At 72.4% G+C, this 20,109-nt stretch carries 21 protein-coding genes and 1 tRNA gene; 12 read left to right on the forward strand and 10 right to left on the reverse strand.

The window, feature by feature from the left end:
- Positions 1 to 422: 422 nt before the first annotated feature.
- Positions 423 to 1,409 (forward strand): aldo/keto reductase, encoded by a 987-nt coding sequence (locus tag ACH4VX_RS21180; protein ID WP_398369061.1) that lies wholly within the window; start codon positions 423 to 425, stop codon positions 1,407 to 1,409.
- Positions 1,406 to 3,469 (forward strand): helix-hairpin-helix domain-containing protein, encoded by a 2,064-nt coding sequence (locus ACH4VX_RS21185; protein WP_398369063.1) that lies wholly within the window; start codon positions 1,406 to 1,408, stop codon positions 3,467 to 3,469. The genes ACH4VX_RS21180 and ACH4VX_RS21185 overlap by 4 nt, the downstream gene beginning before the upstream one ends.
- A 57-nt stretch (positions 3,470 to 3,526) precedes the next feature.
- Here the strand turns inward: ACH4VX_RS21185 and ACH4VX_RS21190 are convergent, their stop codons facing one another.
- On the reverse strand, positions 3,527 to 4,210 hold the full coding sequence (locus ACH4VX_RS21190) for a hypothetical protein (protein ID WP_398369064.1): 684 nt from the start codon (positions 4,208 to 4,210) through the stop codon (positions 3,527 to 3,529).
- A 47-nt stretch (positions 4,211 to 4,257) separates the two neighbouring features.
- Between ACH4VX_RS21190 and ACH4VX_RS21195 the strand changes: the two genes are divergently transcribed.
- Positions 4,258 to 4,446, forward strand: coding sequence for a DUF5703 family protein (locus ACH4VX_RS21195; RefSeq protein ID WP_026085313.1), 189 nt, complete (start codon positions 4,258 to 4,260; stop codon positions 4,444 to 4,446).
- A 73-nt stretch (positions 4,447 to 4,519) separates the two neighbouring features.
- Here ACH4VX_RS21195 and ACH4VX_RS21200 read toward each other — a convergent pair whose 3' ends face one another.
- From ACH4VX_RS21200 to ACH4VX_RS21210, 3 genes are all read right to left on the reverse strand, one after another.
- Positions 4,520 to 5,428, reverse strand: a complete 909-nt coding sequence (locus ACH4VX_RS21200) for a chaplin (RefSeq protein ID WP_398369066.1) — start codon at positions 5,426 to 5,428, stop codon at positions 4,520 to 4,522.
- Positions 5,429 to 5,595: 167 nt separating this feature from the next.
- On the reverse strand, positions 5,596 to 5,829 hold the full coding sequence (gene chpH / locus ACH4VX_RS21205) for a chaplin ChpH (RefSeq protein ID WP_398369068.1): 234 nt from the start codon (positions 5,827 to 5,829) through the stop codon (positions 5,596 to 5,598).
- A 152-nt stretch (positions 5,830 to 5,981) separates the two neighbouring features.
- Positions 5,982 to 7,307, reverse strand: a complete 1,326-nt coding sequence (locus ACH4VX_RS21210; RefSeq protein ID WP_398369070.1) for a M20/M25/M40 family metallo-hydrolase — start codon at positions 7,305 to 7,307, stop codon at positions 5,982 to 5,984.
- Between the two features lie 201 nt (positions 7,308 to 7,508).
- On the opposite strand from ACH4VX_RS21210, the gene ACH4VX_RS21215 reads away from it, so the two are divergent.
- A tRNA-Leu gene (locus tag ACH4VX_RS21215) sits at positions 7,509 to 7,593 on the forward strand.
- A 63-nt stretch (positions 7,594 to 7,656) separates the two neighbouring features.
- Entirely contained in the window at positions 7,657 to 8,031 is a 375-nt protein-coding gene (locus tag ACH4VX_RS21220; protein WP_398369072.1) for a YchJ family protein, read from the forward strand.
- Here the strand turns inward: ACH4VX_RS21220 and ACH4VX_RS21225 are convergent.
- The gene (locus ACH4VX_RS21225; RefSeq protein WP_398369074.1) at positions 8,028 to 8,729 is read right to left on the reverse strand and encodes a FadR/GntR family transcriptional regulator; all 702 of its coding nucleotides are present in this window, start codon (positions 8,727 to 8,729) and stop codon (positions 8,028 to 8,030) included. The two genes, ACH4VX_RS21220 and ACH4VX_RS21225, sit on opposite strands and share 4 nt — an antisense overlap.
- A 137-nt stretch (positions 8,730 to 8,866) precedes the next feature.
- Between ACH4VX_RS21225 and ACH4VX_RS21230 the strand changes: the two genes are divergently transcribed.
- Together ACH4VX_RS21230 and ACH4VX_RS21235 are read left to right on the forward strand one after the other, a co-directional pair.
- Positions 8,867 to 9,385 (forward strand): gluconokinase, encoded by a 519-nt coding sequence (locus ACH4VX_RS21230; protein ID WP_398369075.1) that lies wholly within the window; start codon positions 8,867 to 8,869, stop codon positions 9,383 to 9,385.
- A gap of 83 nt (positions 9,386 to 9,468) precedes the next feature.
- Complete coding sequence (locus ACH4VX_RS21235; protein WP_398369077.1) at positions 9,469 to 10,866, forward strand: gluconate:H+ symporter; 1,398 nt, start codon at positions 9,469 to 9,471, stop codon at positions 10,864 to 10,866.
- An 81-nt stretch (positions 10,867 to 10,947) separates the two neighbouring features.
- Here ACH4VX_RS21235 and ACH4VX_RS21240 read toward each other — a convergent pair whose 3' ends face one another.
- The 4 genes from ACH4VX_RS21240 to ACH4VX_RS21255 all read right to left on the reverse strand — a co-directional run bounded on the left by ACH4VX_RS21240 (position 10,948) and on the right by ACH4VX_RS21255 (position 14,934).
- Entirely contained in the window at positions 10,948 to 11,571 is a 624-nt protein-coding gene (locus tag ACH4VX_RS21240) for a cytochrome b/b6 domain-containing protein (protein WP_398369079.1), read from the reverse strand.
- A complete protein-coding gene (locus ACH4VX_RS21245; protein ID WP_398369081.1) occupies positions 11,555 to 12,301 on the reverse strand; it encodes a molybdopterin-dependent oxidoreductase in 747 nt (248 codons plus the stop codon). The genes ACH4VX_RS21240 and ACH4VX_RS21245 overlap by 17 nt, the downstream gene beginning before the upstream one ends.
- 75 nt (positions 12,302 to 12,376) lie before the next feature.
- Positions 12,377 to 13,918 carry an APC family permease gene (locus tag ACH4VX_RS21250; RefSeq protein ID WP_398369082.1) on the reverse strand — a complete coding sequence of 514 codons (1,542 nt, stop codon included), beginning with the start codon at positions 13,916 to 13,918 and terminating at the stop codon, positions 12,377 to 12,379.
- 65 nt (positions 13,919 to 13,983) lie between these two features.
- Positions 13,984 to 14,934, reverse strand: a complete 951-nt coding sequence (locus ACH4VX_RS21255; RefSeq protein ID WP_398369084.1) for a hypothetical protein — start codon at positions 14,932 to 14,934, stop codon at positions 13,984 to 13,986.
- 230 nt (positions 14,935 to 15,164) lie between these two features.
- Between ACH4VX_RS21255 and ACH4VX_RS21260 the strand changes: the two genes are divergently transcribed.
- The 3 genes from ACH4VX_RS21260 to ACH4VX_RS21270 are packed head-to-tail and all read left to right on the forward strand — an operon-like array spanning position 15,165 to position 16,461.
- Positions 15,165 to 15,677: an NUDIX hydrolase gene (locus ACH4VX_RS21260; protein WP_398369085.1), complete on the forward strand. Its 513-nt coding sequence runs from the start codon at positions 15,165 to 15,167 to the stop codon at positions 15,675 to 15,677.
- Positions 15,678 to 15,736: 59 nt separating this feature from the next.
- Positions 15,737 to 16,129, forward strand: a complete 393-nt coding sequence (locus ACH4VX_RS21265) for a YidH family protein (RefSeq protein ID WP_398369087.1) — start codon at positions 15,737 to 15,739, stop codon at positions 16,127 to 16,129.
- Positions 16,126 to 16,461 carry a DUF202 domain-containing protein gene (locus ACH4VX_RS21270; RefSeq protein ID WP_398369088.1) on the forward strand — a complete coding sequence of 112 codons (336 nt, stop codon included), beginning with the start codon at positions 16,126 to 16,128 and terminating at the stop codon, positions 16,459 to 16,461. Before ACH4VX_RS21265 ends, ACH4VX_RS21270 begins: the two co-directional genes overlap by 4 nt.
- Positions 16,462 to 16,597: 136 nt before the next feature.
- Here ACH4VX_RS21270 and ACH4VX_RS21275 read toward each other — a convergent pair whose 3' ends face one another.
- Complete coding sequence (locus tag ACH4VX_RS21275; RefSeq protein WP_398369090.1) at positions 16,598 to 17,527, reverse strand: NADP-dependent oxidoreductase; 930 nt, start codon at positions 17,525 to 17,527, stop codon at positions 16,598 to 16,600.
- Between the two features lie 198 nt (positions 17,528 to 17,725).
- Here ACH4VX_RS21275 and ACH4VX_RS21280 point away from each other — a divergent pair, with 198 nt between their 5' ends.
- Positions 17,726 to 18,748 (forward strand): phosphotransferase family protein, encoded by a 1,023-nt coding sequence (locus tag ACH4VX_RS21280; protein WP_398369091.1) that lies wholly within the window; start codon positions 17,726 to 17,728, stop codon positions 18,746 to 18,748.
- Positions 18,749 to 18,754: 6 nt separating this feature from the next.
- Positions 18,755 to 19,969, forward strand: coding sequence for an acyl-CoA dehydrogenase family protein (locus ACH4VX_RS21285; RefSeq protein WP_398369093.1), 1,215 nt, complete (start codon positions 18,755 to 18,757; stop codon positions 19,967 to 19,969).
- Positions 19,970 to 20,109: the final 140 nt, after the last annotated feature.

Below are 20,109 nucleotides of genomic sequence, written 5' to 3' on the forward strand. Positions count from 1 at the left end.
GTGTCGGGGGTGTCCGTCCTCGGACCGGCGCGGATCACGTCTCCCGGAGGGGGTGCGGGGCGCGGACGCGCCGGCCACTGCGGGCGGCCACCCCCGCCCCGTCCCCTCCGCGCCGTACGCGGCCATGCCCGCTGCCACCGGCCCGCGATCCGCGGGCAGCCGCTCCCGCATGCCACCGCCCCGCGGGCAGCCGCTGCCGCGTGTCTCCGCCGCCGCGGGCAGTCGTGCCTCCCCAGTGCCTCAAGGGCCTGGGAGGTGCCCCCAGGCGATGGGGGTACCTCCCGGTCGAGCGGAGCCGAGAGTGGTGGGTGCCTCCCCGGGGGTGCTCCTCCGGGGAGGCACCCCGCGACCGCTCGCCCTTCGGGAAACCCGTTGTCCACAGGCCCCCACACCAAACGCTCCGGCCAGTAATCTCGGCGTTCATGGAGCAGAGGCATCTCGGCCGTACCGGCCTGCGTGTGTCCCGGCTCGGGCTCGGGACTCTGACCTGGGGTCGGGACACCGACGAGCACGACGCCGCAGACCTCTTGAAGACCTTCTGGGAAGCGGGCGGAACCCTCGTCGACACCGCCGACGTGTACGGCGACGGAGAGTCCGAGTACCTGCTCGGCAAGCTGATGGACGGACTCGTGCCCCGCCGGGACCTCGTCATCTCGACGAAGGCCGGCAGCGTACCCGACCCGGACCGCCGGTTCGACGGCTCGCGCGGCCATCTGCTCTCCGCCCTGGACGCCTCGCTCGCCCGCCTCGGCACCGACTACGTCGACGTGTGGCACATCCACGCCTACGACCCCGCCACCCCGCTGGACGAGACGCTCGCCGCGCTCGACATCGCCGTCGGCAGCGGGCGCGTGCGATACGCCGGTGTCTCCAACTTCTGCGGCTGGCAGCTGGCCAAGGCGGCGACCTGGCAGCTCGCCGCGCCGGGGGCTCGGACCCGGCTGGCGAGCACCCAGATGGAGTACTCGCTGCTTCAGCGGGGCATCGAGCGCGAGGTCCTCCCCGCGGCCCTCGACCTGGGGATCGGACTGTTGCCGTCCTCGCCGCTCGGCCGGGGCGTGCTCACCGGCAAGTACCGCAACGACGCCGCACCGCTGGACTCCCGGGGTGCCTCTGAGCATCTCGCCCCGTTCGTCGCGCCGTATCTCGACGACACGGCGAGCCGTATCGTGGACGCCTTGACCACGGCGGCGGACGGACTCGCCGTGACCGCGCTGCAGGTGGCCCTCGCATGGGTCCGTGACCGGCCCGGTGTGGCCGCCCCCATCGTCGGCGCGCGCACCGCGCAGCAGCTCACGGCGGCATTGTCAGTGGAGGCCCTTAGTCTTCCTGACGAGATCTGCCGGGCGCTCGACGATGTGTCGGCGCCCGTGCACCGCTATCCCGATCACGACTGGAGCACGCTGTGAGCACGGAGCCGCCCGAGACCGCGGAGGACGCCGAGGAGCCGGGGACGCCGGCCGAGGGCGAGCGGGTGTCCGAGGGCGCGCAGGTGTCCGAGGCCGAGGCCGAGCTGGCCGCGCAGCGCGTGGAGCGGGAGCGGATCGAGCGGCGGAAGGCGGAGCGGGAGGGCCCGGTCGAGGCAGGCGGCAAGCTGAGCGGCACGGCCGCGGATCTGCTGGCCGCGGTGCGGGCCGTGGAGAGTGGGGAGAAGCCGGCCGCCACCGTGTTCGCGGAGGCCGGACCCGCGCCGCGGCGGCCCGCTCCCGAGCCCGTGCGGCGGGCCCCGGAGGCGGCCCCCGGCCCGGTGGTCCCGGCCGCCGGTGCCGTCGCGGACGTGCGGGAGGTGCTGGTTCAGGGGGGTGCGCCGGAGGGGATCGCCGTGCAGGCCGCCGGCGTGTTCGGGGACGGGGGCGCCGACGTGCTGCGCGCCGATCCCTGGCAGTTGCTGCGGGTCCCCGGGGTGCGGCCCGAGCAGGCGGACGGGTTCGCCCGTGCGCTGCTCGGCGCCGTGGCCGGGCCGGACGACGAGCGGCGGGGGCGGGCGGTCACCGTGTGGCTGCTGGAGCAGGCCGCGCTCGCCGGGCACACCGCGCTGGAGATGTCCTCGCTGGTCGTCGCGCTGGGGCGGCAGGGGGTGCCGGAGCCCGAGGAGGCCGTGCAGAACGCCATCTCGGAGGGGGACGTGCTCGTTTTCCAGGACGCCATCGGCGAAGCCGGTGATGCCGGGGAGGACGAGGAGCGGCCGGTGCGGGTGCTGGTGGGACTGGAGCGGTACGCGCTGGCCGAGGAGAGTCTGGCCGACGGGCTGGCCCGGCTGGTCAGCTCCGTGACCGAGCAGGACGGTGCGGGTGCGGAGTGGGAGCGTGCGGCCGCCGCGGCGGAGGGTTCCGCGGGTGAGTTGATCCGGGCGGTCGCCGGGCACGGGCTGGTGCTGCACACCGGTGGGGAGGCCTCGCTGGCCGAGCCGGCGGCGCTGCTGGGCGCGGCGCACGGGCTGGGGCTGCGTGCCTGGGCCGCCGCCCACGGTCCGGTGGGGCGTGCCCGGTTCGCGGGCCTGGTCGAGGGGGCCGGGGTCGCCACCGTCGCGGGACTGCTGTCCGGTGCCGAGGGGCCCGGACGGGACGCCGACGGGGCGCTGGACGTGGATCTGCTGGTGGTGCTCGACGCTCCGCAGCTGGATGTCGAGACCGCCGCGCTGGTGACGGAGTCGCTGCCGGACGGGGCGCGGCTGGTGCTGGCCGGTGATCCGGGAGTGCTGTGGTCGGTGGGCCCCGGGCGGGTGTTCGCGGATCTGCTGGCGGCGCGGGTCTGCCCGCAGGTCGCCTCGCGGCGGCCGGATCCCGGACCGCTGGGCGAGCTGGTCTCGGGTATCGGCGTCGGCGAGCTGAACCAGGTGGCGGCGCCCGGCAAGGAGGTCGTGATCGTGCCGGTGCGGGACGCGGGAGAGGCCGTGCACCGGACCGTGCAGCTGGTGGTGGACTCGGTGCCGCGCGCCATCGGGGTGCCGGTCGAGGAGACCCAGGTGATCACCCCGGGGCACGGGGGCGCGGTGGGGACGCGCGCGCTGAACGCGGCACTGAAGGAGCGGCTGAATCCGGGGCCGGGACGCTTCGGCGGATTCGACCCGGGTGACCGGGTCGCCTACTCCCCCGCTCCCGGGCGTACGCTGCCGGGCCGCGTGGTGCGGGCCGACGGTGAGGGGCTGCACCTGGAGTGCGGGGACGAGGAGATCGTCGTACCGAGGGAGCGGGTGGAGTCGTCCGTGCGGCACGGGTGGGCGCTGACCGCGCACCAGGCGGTGGGCTGCCGGTGGCCCGCGGTGGTCGTGGTGCTGCCCGGTGACGCCGCGCGGGCGCTGAGCCGGCCCTGGGTGTACACGGCGTTCAGCCGGGCCGACCGGCATCTGTCCGTGGTGCACGGCGCGGAGCAGGCGCTGCCGCGTGCCGTGGCCGAGGTGGCGGCGAAGCCGCGGACCACCCGGTTGCCGGTGCTGCTGGTCCCGCAGGTTCCGGTGGCGGAGGGCTGATCCCGGCCCGTGCGCGGGTGGCGGCACCGGGAGTGCCGCCGTGCGGGGCGGGTGCGGTCAGCGGTCCGCGTCGAGGGGTTCCAGGTCCTCGTCCTCGTCCAGGCTCGGGTCCAGCTCGTCCTCCAGGTCCTCGTCGTCGAGGTCCCCCTCGTCGTCGAAGACCGCGCTGACGTCGAAGCGGCACACCACCTGCTGCGGGTCCGCCTGCTCGAACGGCGCCTCCAGCCACTCGCCGGGTTCCGCGGGGGCGTCCGATGCCGTCACCCAGAGCGTGGAGTCGCCTTCCTCCAGCCCGAACTCCTTGTGCCGGGAGGCGATCTCGTCCGGTTCGAACTCTCCGAACAGCAGGCCGAGCGCACCGTGGACGGTGCCCGACACCTCCGGGTTCTCCTCGTCCGCCGCCTCGATCCGCTGGGCGTGCGCGCGCAGCCGCTGGGGTTCCACGACGGCGTAGTCGCGGCGGATCAGCACACTGAGCGCGGCCGGTTCCTCGGGACCGGTGTACGGCGGCGTGTCCTCCGCGCCGGGGATCTCGAAGGGGGTGACCTCGTCGTAGCGGTCGTAGAGCAGTTCGTCGTACGCCTCCGCGGCCGCGGCCAGCTGGTTGAACGCCTCGTAGACGGCCGGGTCGTCCTCCCCCGACCGGCGTTCGACCGCGGCCAGGTGGCGGTCGAGCGCGGTCTTGACCGCCTCGGCGGCGGCGCGTACCTCGGCAGCGGTGGGCTGCGCAGCATCAGACATAGTGCAGACGCTATCCGTACCGGGGCCCGGCCCGCACAATAGATGCGATGCCGGAATACGAATTTGTCGACGTGCACGTACCGCGCGGGGTCTCCCGCAAGGAGACGGCACGTCTGCTGACGGACCATGCAGAGTACGGTCACTGGGAGTTGTACCGCCTGACGCTGATGCGTGACGGCAGTCGCAGGGTGCGGCTACGGAGGCGGATCATCCGCCAGGTGCGCGCCACCTGGTGATCTTCGACACCCGACCGGAATCACACGACGGAGCGGACCCCGCGGTCGCGGGGTCCGCTCCGTGTGTCCGGCGTCACGCGGCGGTCCGTGCCTTGCGGTAGAGGACCGCGCCGGCGAGCAGCGCGCCCGCGCCGACGGGCAGGACGAGGCCCATCGGCAGTTCGCTGCCGGTCCGGGCGAGCTGTGCGTCGTGCCGGGGCTGGGCGAGGGAGTGGACGTCCGGCCGGTCACCGGCCGAGGGGCGGTCCGGAGTGCGGTCGTCCGGGGTACCCGGCGTGCCCGGCTCGTCGCCGGGGTGCCCTGGGCTGCCGGGCTGTCCCGGGGTGTCGTGGCCCGAGCCGTCGTTCGCGCAGCCGTTGCCCTCGGTGGTGTTTCCGGCACCGAGGATGTCGACACTGTTGCCGCAGACGTTCACCGGCACGTGGACCGGTGCCTGGATGTGGTTGCCGGAGCCCACACCGGGCGAGCCCTCGGCGTACCCGCCGGCGTGCGAACCGCCGTGGCCGCCGGAGTCGCCGTAACCGCCCGGGGAGGAGCCGCCCTGGTCGGCACAGGAGTTCCCCACCGACGGATTGAGGACGCCGACCACGTCGACCGTGTTCCCACAGACGTTCACCGGCACGTGCACCGGCGCCTGCACCGTGTTCCCGGAGAGCACACCGGGCGAACCCTCGGCGTACCCGCCGGCATGCGCACCACCGTGGCCGCCGGAGTCGCCGTAACCACCCGACGAGGAGCCGCCCTGGTCGGCACAGGAGTTCCCCACCGACGGATTGAGGACGCCGACCACGTCGACCGTGTTCCCACAGACGTTCACCGGCACGTCCACCGGCGCCTGCACCGTGTTCCCGGAGAGCACACCGGGCGAACCGGCGGCATGGCCCGCCGCGCCGGAGTCGGCGTGGGCGGCCCCGCCCGCGGCGGCGAGCACGCCCGTGGCGGCCGCCATCGTCATCAGGCCCTTGCGGGTGACCTGTCGCATTGCTGAAATCCCTGCCTTCGACCTGGTGCCGGGAACCGGCGTTCCGACGGATTCCCGGTGCTTCCGACGTTCGACGAGACCGGTCGGCCCCGGAGCGCATGGCGCGCGCTCCGGGGCCGACGGGCTCAAGCCCTCAGCGGGCATTCCCCAGAGGGCGAGACGCAACGTCAGGCGTTGACGCAGGTGTTGCCGAAGGCGGGGTTCAGCAGTCCGATCACGGAGATCGTGTTGCCGCAGACGTTCACGGGGATGTGGATCGGGGCCTGCACGACGTTGCCGGAAAGGACACCCGGGGAGTGCACGGCGGCACCCTGGGCACCGGAGTCGGCGGCGGCCATGCCCGCGCCCGCGAGAACCAGACCACCGGTGGCAGCAGCGACGGCGACGACCTTCTTGAGCATTATTCCTCCTTGTTGGCAAAGCGATCCAAAGTCGCGGATCACATCACGGCTAACGAGGACGGAGTAATGAGGCTACGAGCTTATCGTCGCATTCACTCTTTTCAGTCAACTCCGCACGTCTGGGCGATTATTGAGGTCATCGGGTAACCGTCTCAGCTCGCGTCGAGGAAGCGGTCGAGCACCCGCACGCCGAACTTGAGACCGTCCACCGGGACCCGCTCGTCGACCCCGTGGAACATGCCGGCGAAGTCCAGCTCCGGGGGGAGCTTGAGGGGCGCGAAGCCGAAGCCCCGGATGCCGAGGTCGTCGAAGGACTTGGCGTCCGTCCCGCCGGAGAGCATGTACGGGACGGCCTTCGCGGCCGGGTCCTCGGCCACCAGCGCGGACTGCATCGCGTCCACGAGGGCTCCGTCGAACGTGGTCTCGACGGCCTTGTCGGAGTGGACGTCCTCGCGCCGCACCTTCGGACCGAGGATCCGGTCGAGGTCGGCGAGGAACTCCTCCTCGTGCCCGGGCAGGAAGCGGCCGTCCACGTGCGCGGTCGCCTCGCCCGGGATGACGTTGACCTTGTAGCCCGCGCCCAGCTGAGTGGGGTTGGCGGTGTTGCTCAGCGTCGCGCCGATGAGCTTGGCGATGCCGCCGAGCCTGGCGAGGGTCCCCTCCATGTTCTCCGGGTCGAGCTCGGTCCCGAGGGCGTCGCCCAGTTCGTCGAGGAAGGCCCGGGTCGTCTTCGTGACGCGGACGGGGAACGTGTGCCGGCCGAGGCGCGCGACCGCCTCCGAGAGCTCGGTGATGGCGTTGTCCCGGTGGATCATCGACCCGTGCCCGGCGGTGCCGGCCACGGTCAGCTTCATCCAGTGCATGCCCTTCTCGGCCGTCTGGATCAGGTACAGGCGGCGCTGCTCGCTGACGGTGAACGAGAAGCCGCCCACCTCGCTGATCGCCTCGGTGACGCCCTCGAAGAGGTGCGGGTGGTTGTCGACCAGGTGGCGGGCGCCGTACGTGCCGCCGGCCTCCTCGTCGGCGAGGAACGCCAGCACGATGTCCCGGGGCGGCTTGCGGCCGCTGCGCATCCGGTCGCGGACGACCGCGAGGGTCATCGCGTCCATGTCCTTCATGTCGACGGCCCCGCGCCCCCACACGCATCCGTCGGCGATCTCGCCGGAGAAGGGGTGGTGGGTCCAGTCGTCGGCGTTGGCCGGTACGACGTCGGTGTGGCCGTGGATGAGCAGCGCGGGCCGGGACGGGTCCTCGCCCTCGATCCGGGCCACCGTGGAGGCGCGCCCCGGGTGCGACTCGAAGATCTGCGGTTCCAGGCCCACCTCGGCGAGCTTCTCGGCGACGTACTCGGCCGCCTTGCGCTCGCCGGGGCCCGAGTGGTCGCCGTAGTTGCTGGTGTCGATCCGGATCAGCTCGCGGCAGAGGTCCACGACCTCGTCCTCACCGGTGACGCTCCTGGCCGTGTCCGTCTCGCTCACGTGCTTCCTCCCGCTGCTGGTGTTCCCGCTGGTGGGTCGTCCTCATCCTCTCTCTCCCACGGGCGCACCCCAAGACCCGGCCCGGCCCGTCATCCCCCGTTCACGCGACGGCGCGGCCGGGCGGGGGTGATCGGCCACTCCGGAACACCTGGTAATGTTTACGTCGTCGCCACGGGGGAAACTCCGCGCGACAGACACCTTGTCCGGGTGGCGGAATGGCAGACGCGCTAGCTTGAGGTGCTAGTGCCCTTTATCGGGCGTGGGGGTTCAAGTCCCCCCTCGGACACATGAAGCGCGAGGGCCGCGACCAGGAGGTCGCGGCCCTCGGGCGTTGTCGCGGAGGCCGACCATGACCACTCGTTCCTGCCCCTGCGGGCTCCCCGAGGCGTACGAGGACTGCTGCGGCCGCTTCCACACCGGGGCCGCCGCCGCGCCCACCGCCGAGCGGCTGATGCGGTCGCGGTACTGCGCGTTCGTGCGGCGGGACGGCGGGTATCTGCTGCGGACCTGGCATCCGCGGACGCGGCCGGAGCGGATCGACTTCGATCCCGGGATGCGGTGGACCGGGCTGGAGATCCTGGACACCGACGGCGGGTCCGCCTTCCACTCCACCGGGACGGTGACCTTCCGGGCCTGCTACCGGGGCGGCTCGCTGCACGAGCGCAGCCGGTTCGAGCGGGTCGACGGGGGCTGGGTGTACGTCGACGGGGAGTTCCTGGACTAGGGCGCCAGGATGTCCAGTTCCTGGAGGGCGCCCTCGGTGATCTCGCGGGTCAGCTTCTCCGCGCGGGTGGCGTCGCGTTCGCGGACCGCCTCCGCGAGCTGGACGTGCAGGGTGACGGCGGCCGGGTCGGGGTCCTCGAACATCACGTCGTGGTGGGTGCGGCCGGACAGCACCTCGGCGACGACGTCGCCGAGGCGGGCGAACATCTCGTTGCCTGAGGCGGTCAGGATCACGCGGTGGAACGCCACGTCGTGGAAGAGGTACCCCTCCAGCCGGTGACCGCTGGCGTTGGCGACCATGCCGAGCGCGCACTCGGTCAGTTCGGCGCACTGTTCGGGGGTGGCGTAGCGGGCGGCCAGGCCCGCCGCGACGGGCTCGATCGCCGAGCGCAGCACCGTGAGGGAGCGCAGCTGGCGGGGGCGGTCCGCGCCGGCCAGGCGCCAGCGGATGACCTGGGGGTCGTACACGTTCCACTCGGGGGCCGGCAGGACCGTCACGCCCACCCGGCGCCGGGACTCGACCAGGTGCATGGACTCCAGGACGCGGACGACCTCGCGCATCACGGAACGCGACACGTCGAAACGCTGTGCGAGTTCGTCGGTGCGCAGGACACTGCCGGGCGGATACTCGCCGGCGGTGATCTCGGGGCCGAGGGTGTCCAGTACGCGGCCGTGCAGCCCCCGGCCCATGGTGCTCATGCACTCAGAGTACGGGGCGGGTCACAGGAACAAAAAGTCAGACTTATATGTCACAGGCTCTTGAATTCGTCGTACCTAATGAGCTTCAGTTGCGTCGACATCACGTGTCGACGAAGACATCAGACAGTGAGGCAGCGATGAACACCCCCCATGTCGTCGTGGTCATGGGCGTCGCGGGCACCGGGAAGACCACCATCGGTCCCCTGCTCGCGGCCCGGTTCGGCGTCCCGTACGCCGAGGGCGACGACTTCCACCCGCCGGCCAACATCGCCAAGATGTCGGCCGGTACCCCGCTCACCGACGACGACCGGTGGCCCTGGCTGGACGCCATCGGCGACTGGGCGCACGGACGGGCCGGTCTCGGCGGGGTGGTCAGCTGCTCGGCGCTGAAGCGGTCGTACCGCGACCGGCTGCGGGCCGCCGCGCCCGGCGTGGTCTTCGTGCACCTCAGCGGTGACCGCGCGCTCGTCGAGGACCGGATGTCGCACCGGCAGGGTCACTTCATGCCCACGGCACTGCTCGACTCCCAGTTCGCCACGCTCCAGCCACTGGAGCCGGACGAGGCCGGAGTCGCCGTGGACGTGACGGGCAGCCCCGAGGAGATCAGCGCACGGGCGGCCACCGCCCTGGACGCCCTCCCCGAGCCGACCCCGTAGGTCCCTGACCGGACCCCCAGTTCCCGGGGCGCCCCCACCTCCCCGGTTTCCTCCCCGACCCCCGTAGAAACAAGGGAACCACCGTGACCGGACTCAGCGTTGAGATGCTGGCAGCGGACGCACCCGAGTCGATCACCTCGGCCGGCCACGCCCAGCTGGGCATCGCCGTGCTCCTGGGCATCGCCGTCATCGTCCTGCTCATCACCAAGTTCAAGCTGCACGCCTTCCTGTCCCTGACCATCGGGACACTGGCGCTCGGCGCCTTCGCCGGCGCGCCGCTCGACAAGGTCATCACCAGCTTCAGTGCCGGACTCGGCTCCACCGTCGCCGGTGTGGGCGTGCTGATCGCCCTCGGCGCGATCCTCGGCAAGATGCTCGCCGACTCCGGCGGCGCCGACCAGATCGTCGACACCATCCTCGCCAAGGCGGGCGGCCGTTCCATGCCGTGGGCGATGGTGCTGATCGCCTCGGTGATCGGTCTGCCGCTGTTCTTCGAGGTCGGCGTGGTGCTGCTGATCCCGGTGGTGCTGATGGTCGCCAAGCGCGGCAACTACTCCCTGATGCGCATCGGCATCCCGGCGCTCGCCGGTCTGTCCGTGATGCACGGTCTGGTGCCGCCGCACCCCGGTCCGCTGGTCGCGATCGACGCCGTCGGCGCCAACCTCGGTGTGACGCTGGCGCTGGGCGTGCTCGTCGCGATACCGACGGTCGTCATCGCCGGCCCGCTGTTCTCGAAGTACGCCGCCCGCTGGGTGGACGTCCCGGCCCCGGAGCGGATGATCCCGCAGCGGCCCTCCGAGGACCTGGAGAAGCGTCCGAGCTTCGGCGCGACGCTGGCCACGATCCTGCTGCCGGTCGTGCTGATGCTGGCCAAGGCGCTGGTCGACATCGTCATCGACGACCCCGAGCACCACGTGCAGCGCGTGTTCGACGTGATCGGCTCCCCGCTGATCGCGCTGCTCGCGGCCGTACTGGTCGGCATCTTCACCCTCGGTATGCCCGCCGGGTTCAGCAAGGAGCGGATGCAGCAGCTGGTCGAGAAGAGTCTCGCGCCGATCGCGGGCATCCTGCTGATCGTCGGCGCGGGCGGCGGTTTCAAGCAGACGCTGATCGACACCGGCGTGGGCCGGATGATCCTGGAGATCTCCGAGGACTGGTCGATCCCGGCGCTGCTGCTGGCCTGGCTGATCGCGGTGGCGATCCGGCTGGCGACCGGTTCGGCCACGGTGGCGACCGTCTCGGCGGCCGGTCTGGTGGCGCCGCTGGCGGCCGACATGTCGACCACGCACGCGGCCCTGCTGGTGCTGGCGATCGGAGCCGGTTCGCTGTTCTTCAGCCATGTCAACGACGCCGGGTTCTGGCTGGTGAAGGAGTACTTCGGGCTGAACGTCGGCCAGACGATCAAGACCTGGTCGATCATGGAGACGATCATCTCGGTGGTCGCCGGTGCCCTGGTGCTGCTGCTGTCGCTGATCATTTAGCCGGAGACCCGATACGACGCGGGCCCACCCGCTCCCCCTCGGGGCGCGGGGGGCCCGTGTCGTGTCAGGGGCACCACAGTTTCAGGGGCGCCACAGCGGGTGTTCGCGCTCCGCCCAGTCGCGGCCGACCGAGCCGGTGCGCATGCCGCGGCGGGCCTCGGGGTCCGCCAGGGCCATGCCGATGTGTCCGGCGAGGACGATGCCGATGGTCAGCGCCAGCCAGTCGTGGACGAAGGTCGCGCTGGTGCGCCAGACCAGCGGGGTGAGGTGGGTGAACCACATCAGCAGCCCGGTGCCGAGCATCACCAGCGTGGCGCCCGCGATCCAGGCCGTGTAGATCTTCTGGCCGGCGTTGAACTTGCCGGCCGGGCGGGACGAAGGACGCTTGTCACGGCGCAGGGCGGCGCGCAGCCAGGTCCGGTCGTGCGGGCCGAAGCGGTTGAGGCGGCCCAGGTCGGCGCGGAAGGCGCGGGAGGCGAGACCGGCGAGCACGGGGACGGGCAGGGCGAGCCCGGACCACTCGTGGAGGGTGACGACGAGGGCGCGGCGGCCCACCAGCTGGGCGAGCTGGGGGACGTAGAGGCAGGCGGCCGTGACCACGCAGACGCCCATCAGCGCGGCGGTGGTGCGGTGCACCCGGCGTTCGGCGCGGCCGAAGCGTCGTACGGCGGTGGCGGCGGGCGGGGCGTCAGTCCGTGGGCTCATCGTCGCGTCCGTTCGAGCGGCCGACCCAGGCGTCGATGTCGTAGCCGCGCTCCTCCCAGTAGCCGAGTTCGACGTCCTCGGTGACGGTGATGCCGGAGAGCCACTTGGCGGACTTGTAGAAGTACATGGGGGCCACGTAGAGGCGGACCGGGCCGCCGTGGGCGTGGCCGAGGTCCTCGTCCCGCATGCGCAGGGCGACCAGGACGTCCGCGCGGCGGGCCTGGTCGAGGGTGAGGCTCTCGGAGTACGCGCCGTCGAAGCAGGTGAAGCGCACCGCCCCGGCCGAAGGGCGCACTCCCGCGGCGTCCAGGAGCCGGGACAGGCGCACCCCTTCGAACGGCGTGTCCGGCACCCGCCAGCCGGTGACGCACTGGACGTCCCGGACCGTGCGGGTCTGCGGCAGGGCCTTCAGCGCGGCCAGGGTGTAGGACGTGGGGCGGTCGACGAGGCCGTCGACCGTGAGGCGGTAGGTGTCGGCGTTCTCCCGCGGGACGGACGAGGTGACCGAGTAGTAGCGGAAGCCGCCGCCGTTGGGGAGCAGTCCGGTCAGGCCGGTGGGGTCCTTGTCGGAGGCTCCGGCGAGGAAGGATTCCAGGCCGCGCTGCAGGGTGGGCGCGCTGACCACGCCGAGGGCGCCCAGTCCGAGGGTGCCGAGGAAGACACGGCGGCCGATGGGTGTGCCCCGCGCGTCCCCGTCGTCCGGGGCGCGCGGCGGCTGTTCGGAGTTCACTCCTCCATTCGAGCACCCGCGTCCCCGTCGGGCCAGGGAGCGCGGGTGCCCGTCAGACTTCCGTAAGCGGCTCTGCTACGAGGTGCGCTCGGCCTCCTTCTCCAGCTGGAACGCCTCGTTGCCGAGCCCGATGCGGGCGTGCTTCTCGGGTGCGCGGGCGCGCAGGACGGCGCCCTGGACCAGTCCGACGACCAGGGAGAGCCCGATGACGCCGGGCAGGAGCCAGCTGAGCGAGGAACCGGGGCCGGCGCCGACCAGTACGTCGAAGTCCTTGACCGTGTAGCCGGCGATGACGGCCAGGGCGATGCCCGCCAGCGCGGAGGTGACCAGCCGCCAGCTCTGCGCGCCCGCGGCACCGCGCCGGACGAAGAAGACGACGACGGACAGGGAGGCGATGGCCATCAGCACGATCACGCCGAGCGCGCCGATGTTGCCGCCCCAGGTGAACAGGTGCAGGACCGGCGCGGTCGGGTCGCCGGTCGGCTTGTCGTCGGTGAGCGCGAAGGCGAGGACGAGCACGGCGGCGACGACGGTCTGGAGCAGGGAGCCGGTGCCGGGGGCGCCGCTGGTGCCGGTGGTGCGGCCGAAGGCGGCGGGCAGCAGGCCCTCGCGGCCCATGGCGAAGGCGTACCGGGCGACGACGTTGTGGAAGCTGACCATGGCCGCGAACATGCCGGTCACGAAGAGGATGTGCAGGACGTCGGTGAAGGTGGAGCCGAGCCGGTCCTCGGTGAGGAAGAACAGCAGTCCCGCGCTCTGCTCCTGGGAGGCGCCGACGATCCCGGAGGGGCCGGTGGCGACGGTGAGCGCCCAGCTGCTGAGGGCGAAGAAGACGGCGACGCCGGTGACCGCGAGGAACATCACGCGCGGCACGAGGACGTGCGGCCTGCTGGTCTCCTCGGCGTAGACGGGGGCCTGTTCGAAGCCGAGGAAGGCGGCGATGCAGAAGCACAGGGCGGTGCCGACGCCGGCGCCGGTGAGCGTGTCCGGGTTGAAGGCGTGCAGCGACAGGCCCTCCTTGCCGGGGTCGGCGACGGCGGCGATGTCGAAGACGACGACCAGCAGCACCTCGATGACCAGCAGCACGCCGAGCACGCGCGCGTTGACGTCGATCTTCAGCCAGCCCAGCGCGCCGACGGCGAGCACGGCCACGAGCGCCGGGATCCACCAGGCGACCTCGAGGTCGGCGTAGGTGGCGAAGAGGCCGGAGACCTCGAAGCCGAAGATGCCGTAGATGCCGACCTGGAGGGAGTTGTAGGCGACGAGCGCGACGAGCGCGGCGCCCGCTCCGGCGGTGCCGCCGAGTCCGCGGGAGATGTAGGCGTAGAAGGCGCCGGCGTTGTGGACGTGCCGGCTCATCTCGGCGTAACCGAGGCTGAACAGGACCAGTACGACGCCGAGGGCCACGAAGAGCAGCGGCTGTCCGACGATGCCCATCACCGCGAATGTGGTGGGCATGACACCTGCGACCACCATGAGGGGGGCGGTCGCGGCGAGGACGGAGAGCAGCAGGCCCCCCGTGCCGAGACGGTCGGCGCGCAGGGCGCGCTCCTGCCCCTTGAAGGTACTGATGCCGTCGGCTGGTGCTCTGCTGGTGCTCGAACTGTCCGTCGTCATCGAAAGGCCGTCCTTGGTCGGTTGTGGTTACGGCGGGCGGGTGCGGGGGGAGGGTGGGGCTGGGGTCAGGCCGTGCCCAGGGCTGCGGCGCGGGCGGTGCGGAAGGCGGTCAGGGCGTCGCGGTCGGGGTACGACCAGGGGGCGGATGTGGCGTGGTCGCCGATGCGGTGGAAGAGGGCGGCGGCCTCGGCGCCCCGGCCCTCGCAGACCTTGGCGTGGGCGAGGAAGTTGAGGTCGACCAGGCGGCGCGGATGGCCTTCGTGCTCCCACTCCAGCCACCAGTCGAAGGCGGCCTTCATCACCTGCCGGGCGCGGCGGCCGACCCAGTGGCCGGAGGCGACCGGGTCGGCGGGTTCGTGTCCGGCGGTGGCCAGCGTGCGGTAGCGCTCGGCGTGCGCGATGACCGGCAGGATCGCCAGCGGGGAGTCGGCGGGTGCCTGCTCCGCGGCCCAGTTGGCGAAGTCGTACACCTCGTGCAGCGGGTCCGGGCCCGCCTCCACGCGGCGCTCGGCGAGCCAGGCGACCACCAGGTGGTGGGCGTGGTGGTGGTCCGCGTACCGGGTGCGGACCTGCTCGAAGAGCCGGACCACGTCTCCCTCGGCCCCCTGGGCGCACTCCAGCAGGAGCAGCCCGAGCCAGGGGGTGGGGTCGGCGGGCACGAGCTCCGCCGCCTTGTGGCAGACGTCGCGGGCGCGGGCCGGTTTCTCCTTGCCGTGCAGCGCGCGCCGCACCTGGGCCAGGGCGAGCAGCACGGACGCGTCACCGGAGTCGGGTTCGGCGAGCAGCCACTCGCGGGCCCAGGCGGCGCAGTACGACTCCCGGGCGAGCACCGTGACGCGGTGGCCCCGGCGGTCCCATTCCTCCCCCGTGCGGACCAGCAGCGAGCGGGTGTTCTGCCATCGGCCCTGTGCCAGCGCGGTCCGCGCGGCGACGAGTTCGGCGTCGTCGAGGGCCTCGTCGAATGCCTGTGCCGCCCGTCTGCGGGCACGGCCGAGGGGAGGCGGGGGTGGGGGCACCGCGGAACTTCCTCACGCGCTCTTCTTGTGGTCACCGGCTCACGGCGGGTGGTCGGTACGACAGTGGTCGGCTGCCGATTGCCATGAGCTGATCACTCACAGCAAACCGTCCGCCAACGGATCACGTCAAGGGCACCCCTTGCGTTACACGCGTCAACTACGGTCACGAACGGGCTACTTGTGACGTCCGGGATCGAGAGATCGGTCGGGCGGTGCGACAGGATGGCCGTATGAGCGCCGAGGAGATCATCGACATCGTCGACGAGGACGACCGGGTGGTCGGGCGGTCCCCGCGCGGGGAGGCCTACGCACGGGGTCTGCGCCACCGCTGCGCCTTCGTCCTCGCCCGGGACGCCGAGGGGCGGATCTTCGTCCATCGCCGCACCGCGACCAAGCAGGTCTTTCCCTCCCTGTACGACATGTTCGTCGGCGGGGTCGTCGGCGCGGGCGAGAGCTACGACGAGGCGGCGCTGCGGGAGGCCGAGGAGGAGCTGGGAGTGAGCGGGCTGCCGCGCCCCGAGCACGTCCTCACGTTCCTGTACGACGACGGGGCGGGCCGGAGCTGGTGGTCGGCGGTGTACGAGGTGCGCTGCGACCGGCCCGTACGGCCGCAGGCGGAGGAGGTGGCCTGGGGGGACTTCCTGTCGGAGGCGGAGCTGGAGCGGCGGCTCGGTGAGTGGGAGTGGACCCCGGACGGGCTGGTGGCGTACGAACGGCTCAAGGCGTACCGGTCGGAGAGCTGAGCACATGGCCGCCGCCGGCTGTCGACCCGGCGCCGAGGCGGTCCCGGTAGGGTCGCGGCGTGATCGACTTTGTGCGGAACGTCCGGTTGTGGTTCGCGCCCGGCGAGGCGCGGCGGGAGGGCGACACGCCCGACTACCGGTTCTCGCTGGCGAACGAGCGGACGTTTCTCGCCTGGTTGCGCACCGCGCTCGCGTTGATCGGGGGCGGGTTCGCCGTGGACCAGTTCCTGCCGGACCTGCGCTGGGGGTGGCGGGTCGGGCTGGCACTGGCACTGCTGGCCGCGGGGGCCTTGTGCGCGTTGCGGGCGGTCAACCACTGGGTGCGGTGCGAACGGGCGATGCGGCGGGGTGAGGATCTGCCGGTGTCGCGGTTTCCGGTGCTGCTGAGTCTCGTGGTGGCGGTGGTGGCCGTGGCGATGGTCGCCGTCGTGCTGTTCGGGTGGGACGGGTGAGCGGGACGGCGGCTCGGGCCGCGGAGCGGGATCCGGGGCTGCAACCCGAGCGGACGCGGCTCGCGTGGCGGCGTACGACGTTGTCGGCCACTGTTGCCGCCGTGCTGGCCGTGAAGACGGCTCTGGCGGGTGGGGTGTCGGCGGTCGGGGTGGTCGCGTGCGCGTTGTGCTGCGCCTGCTGGTTCGGGTTTCTGTGGTTCGCCCACCGGCGGATCCGGGTTCTGGCGGCCGCGGGGGTGCCGGGGGCGCTTGCGCCGCCGCATGCGGCGGTTGCGGTGGTCTGCACGGTGGCCATGGCCGTGTGCGGGGCGGTGCTTGTCGGTTCGGGGTGAGGTGGGGGTGCTCAGTGGGTTCTCGCCCCCGCCGCCCCTTCCCGTCCCGTCCCCGGGGCTGCGCCCCGGACCTCCCTTCGGCCCTGGACGGGCCTCGTCCTCAAACGCCGGACGGGCTGTTCGATGCCGGGCGGTGCTATTCGCTCACCGTCACTACGATCTTGCCCCGGGTGCGGCCCTCCTGGCTCAGGCGGTGGGCGTCCGCCGCCCGGTCCAGGGGGAAGGTCTCCGAGACGTGGACGGTGACCGTGCCCTGGTCCGCCAGGTCTGAGAGATGCTGGAGGTCCTGGGGGTCGGGGCGGACGAACCAGTAGCGGCCGCCGTAGCCCACCACCTCGGGGTCGGTGATCGAGGCCAGGCGGCCCTCGGGGGCCAGCAGGTTCGCGGAGGTCTTGAGGGCGTCGCCGCCCACCGTGTCGAACACCGCGTCCACGCCCTCGGGGGCCAGTCCCCGTACCCGTTCGGCCAGGCCCTCGCCGTGGCTCACCGGCTCCCCGCCCAGTCCGCGTACGAAGTCGTGGTTGCGCTCGCTCGCCGTACCGATGATCCGGGCGCCGAGGTGGGCGGCGAGCTGGACGGCGATGGAGCCGACGCCGCCGGCCGCGGCGTGCACCAGGACGGTCTCACCCCGCTTGACCTGGAGGACGCGGTGCAGCACCTGGTACGCGGTGAGCCCCGCGAGCGGGAGGCCGGCCGCCTCCTCGAAGGACAGGGCGCGCGGCTTGCGCGCGAGGGCGCGCGCCGGAGCCGCCACGTACTCGGCGAAGGTGCCGCGCGAGAGGACGTCCTCGCGCACATAGCCGATGACCTCGTCGCCGACGGCGAACTCCGGTACGGCGGGACCGGGCCGGACGACCACGCCCGAGACGTCCCAGCCGGGGATCACCGGGAACACCGGCTGGAGGAGCGAGTCGAGATGACCCTCGCGGCACTTCCAGTCGACCGGGTTGACGGCCGCCGCCCGCACCTTCACCAGGACCGAGTCGGGGCCGACCCTGGGGTCGTCGACCTCCCCGAGTCCGAGTACTTCGGGACCGCCGTACCGTGAGTAGCTGATCGCCTTCATGGATCCGACCCTCCGGCGTCCGCGCGCGCCGTGCAAGCCGAATGGCCTGATGTACGCCATTCGCGTGGCGGCCGGACGAGAAGCGGGCGCGGCGAGCGCCTATCGTGGCCCCGATCACGTTCGGCCGCCGCTCTGGACGACATACCGACCGGTCGGCATCATAAGGCGGGTACTGTTTCCCCGCCCGTAGGAGCCACGATGAGCACCGACCACCCGCCCGGACTCGATCTCGAACGGCTGCGCGGCCTGCTCGAACGGGAGCGGCCCGGCCTGGTGAACGGCCCGCTCACCGGCCGGCTGATCGAGGGCGGCAGGTCGAACCTCACCTACGCGGTCTCCGACGGCGGCTCGAAGTGGGTCGTACGGCGTCCCCCGCTCGGCCATGTCCTGGCCACCGCCCACGACATGAAGCGCGAGCACCGGGTGATCAGCGCGCTGCACCCGACCGCCGTGCCGGTGCCGCGCACCGTGCTGCTGTGCGAGGACGAGGAGGTGCTCGGGGCGCCGTTCTACGTCATGGAGTTCGTCGAGGGCACTCCGTACCGGACGGCCGGCCAGCTCGCCCCGCTCGGTGCCGAGCGCACCCGGGACGCGGTGCTGAACCTGGTGGACACGCTGGTCGAACTGCACGCGGTGGAGCCCGGCGAGGTGGGTCTTGCGGACTTCGGCCGGCCCGAGGGCTTCCTGGACCGGCAGCTGCGGCGCTGGGGCAAGCAGCTGGACGCCTCCCGCAACCGGGAGCTGGCCGGGATCGACGAGCTGCACGCGGCGCTCGGACGCGAACTGCCCGCCTCCCCCGCGCCTGCCGTGGTGCACGGCGACTACCGCCTCGACAACGCGCTGATCGGGGAGGACGACCGGATCAAGGCCGTCCTCGACTGGGAGATGTCCACGCTCGGCGATCCGCTGACGGACCTGGGGCTGCTGGTGATGTACAGCATGCCGCTGGGCATGCCGGACTCCCCCGTCTCCACGACCGCCGAGGCGCCCGGGCACCCCACGCCGGCCGAACTGATCGAGCGGTACGCCGCGCGGTCGGGGCGCGATGTCTCCGCGGTGTCCTGGTACACGGCGTTCGCCTGGTTCAAGCTCGCCGTGATCCTGGAGGGCATCCACTACCGCTACACCCTGGGCCGGACGGTCGGGCACGGCTTCGACCGCATCGGTGATCTGGTCCCGGTCTTCATCCGGCACGGTCTGACCACTCTTCAGGAAGGCTGACGCACCATGGACTTCGCGTTCGACGCGCGCACCGAGGAGCTGCGCGCCAAGCTGCTCGCCTTCATGGACGAGCACGTCCACCCGGCCGAAGCGGTCGCCCACGAGCAGCGTGCCGGGCTGGACTCGCCGTGGGAGAACGTCCCCGTGGTGGAGGAGCTGAAGGCCGAGGCCCGCCGGCAGGGGCTGTGGAACCTGTTCCTGCCCGACTCCGAGCACGGTGCCGGGCTCACCAACCTCCAGTACGCCCCGCTCGCCGAGATCATGGGCCGCTCCCCGCAGATCGCCCCCACCGTCACCAACTGCGCCGCGCCCGACACCGGGAACATGGAGGTGCTGGCCCAGTTCGGCGACGAGGCGCAGAAGAAGCAGTGGCTCCAGCCGCTGCTGGCCGGTGGGATCCGCTCGGCGTTCGCGATGACCGAGCCGGACGTCGCCTCCTCGGACGCCACCAACATCACCACGCACATCGAGCGGGACGGCGACGAGTACGTCATCACCGGTCGCAAGTGGTACATCTCCGGGGCGATGCACCCGGACTGCGCGATCTTCATCGTGATGGGCAAGACCGACCCGGACGGGGCGGACATCCGCCGCCAGCAGTCCATGGTCCTGGTCCCGCGTGACACCCCGGGCGTCACGATCGAGCGCGCCATGCAGGTGTTCGGTTACGAGGACCACTACCACGGCGGGCACGCCGAGGTGGTCTTCGACCGCGCGCGCGTGCCGGTGTCGAACCTGATCGGTGAGGAGGGCGGCGGTTTCGCCATCGCGCAGGCCCGGCTCGGTCCCGGCCGGATCCACCACTGCATGCGGCTGATCGGCATGGCCGAGCGGGCCATCGAGCTGATGTGCCGCCGCGCGGTGTCGCGTGACGCGTTCGGCAAGGCGCTGGCGCAGCAGGGCGTGGTGCAGAACTGGATCGCCGACGCGCGCGTGGCGGTCGAGCAGCTGCGGCTGCTGGTGCTGAAGACGGCCTGGATGATGGACACCGTCGGCAACCGGGGCGCCCACACGGAGATCCAGGCCATCAAGATCGCCACCCCGCGCACGGTCGTCGGCATCCTCGACCGCGCGATCCAGCTGTACGGCGCGGGCGGGGTCAGCCAGGACTTCCCGCTGGCCGAGCTGTACGCCGGTGCCCGCACGCTGATGATCGCCGACGGCCCGGACGAGGTGCACCAGCGGTCGCTGGCGCGCCGGGAGCTGAAGAAGTACCTGTAGGCCCCGGACGTGGGGGGGGGCGCCCGGGCCCGCGGGGCCCCCCGCCCGGGGGGGTGGCCCCGGGCCCAGGGGCCCCCGCCGCGCGGTCGCCCGGGGGGGGGGGGGCACCCGCGGGCGGCGCGGGGCGGGGGGGCGGGGCG

Source organism: Streptomyces sp. NPDC020731, assembly GCF_044334705.1.
Lineage (GTDB): Bacteria > Actinomycetota > Actinomycetes > Streptomycetales > Streptomycetaceae > Streptomyces.

Coding starts and splice junctions, on each gene's coding strand:
- ACH4VX_RS21250 (WP_398369082.1), bottom strand. CDS start 13,918: ATGACGACGGACAGTTCGAGCACCAGCAGAGCACCAGCCGACGGCATC.
- ACH4VX_RS21240 (WP_398369079.1), bottom strand. CDS start 11,571: ATGAGCCCACGGACTGACGCCCCGCCCGCCGCCACCGCCGTACGACGC.
- ACH4VX_RS21190 (WP_398369064.1), bottom strand. CDS start 4,210: ATGTCTGATGCTGCGCAGCCCACCGCTGCCGAGGTACGCGCCGCCGCC.
- ACH4VX_RS21225 (WP_398369074.1), bottom strand. CDS start 8,729: ATGAGCACCATGGGCCGGGGGCTGCACGGCCGCGTACTGGACACCCTC.
- ACH4VX_RS21195 (WP_026085313.1), top strand. CDS start 4,258: ATGCCGGAATACGAATTTGTCGACGTGCACGTACCGCGCGGGGTCTCC.
- ACH4VX_RS21275 (WP_398369090.1), bottom strand. CDS start 17,527: ATGAAGGCGATCAGCTACTCACGGTACGGCGGTCCCGAAGTACTCGGA.
- ACH4VX_RS21280 (WP_398369091.1), top strand. CDS start 17,726: ATGAGCACCGACCACCCGCCCGGACTCGATCTCGAACGGCTGCGCGGC.
- ACH4VX_RS21285 (WP_398369093.1), top strand. CDS start 18,755: ATGGACTTCGCGTTCGACGCGCGCACCGAGGAGCTGCGCGCCAAGCTG.
- chpH (WP_398369068.1), bottom strand. CDS start 5,829: ATGCTCAAGAAGGTCGTCGCCGTCGCTGCTGCCACCGGTGGTCTGGTT.
- ACH4VX_RS21260 (WP_398369085.1), top strand. CDS start 15,165: ATGAGCGCCGAGGAGATCATCGACATCGTCGACGAGGACGACCGGGTG.
- ACH4VX_RS21180 (WP_398369061.1), top strand. CDS start 423: ATGGAGCAGAGGCATCTCGGCCGTACCGGCCTGCGTGTGTCCCGGCTC.
- ACH4VX_RS21230 (WP_398369075.1), top strand. CDS start 8,867: ATGAACACCCCCCATGTCGTCGTGGTCATGGGCGTCGCGGGCACCGGG.
- ACH4VX_RS21220 (WP_398369072.1), top strand. CDS start 7,657: ATGACCACTCGTTCCTGCCCCTGCGGGCTCCCCGAGGCGTACGAGGAC.
- ACH4VX_RS21200 (WP_398369066.1), bottom strand. CDS start 5,428: ATGCGACAGGTCACCCGCAAGGGCCTGATGACGATGGCGGCCGCCACG.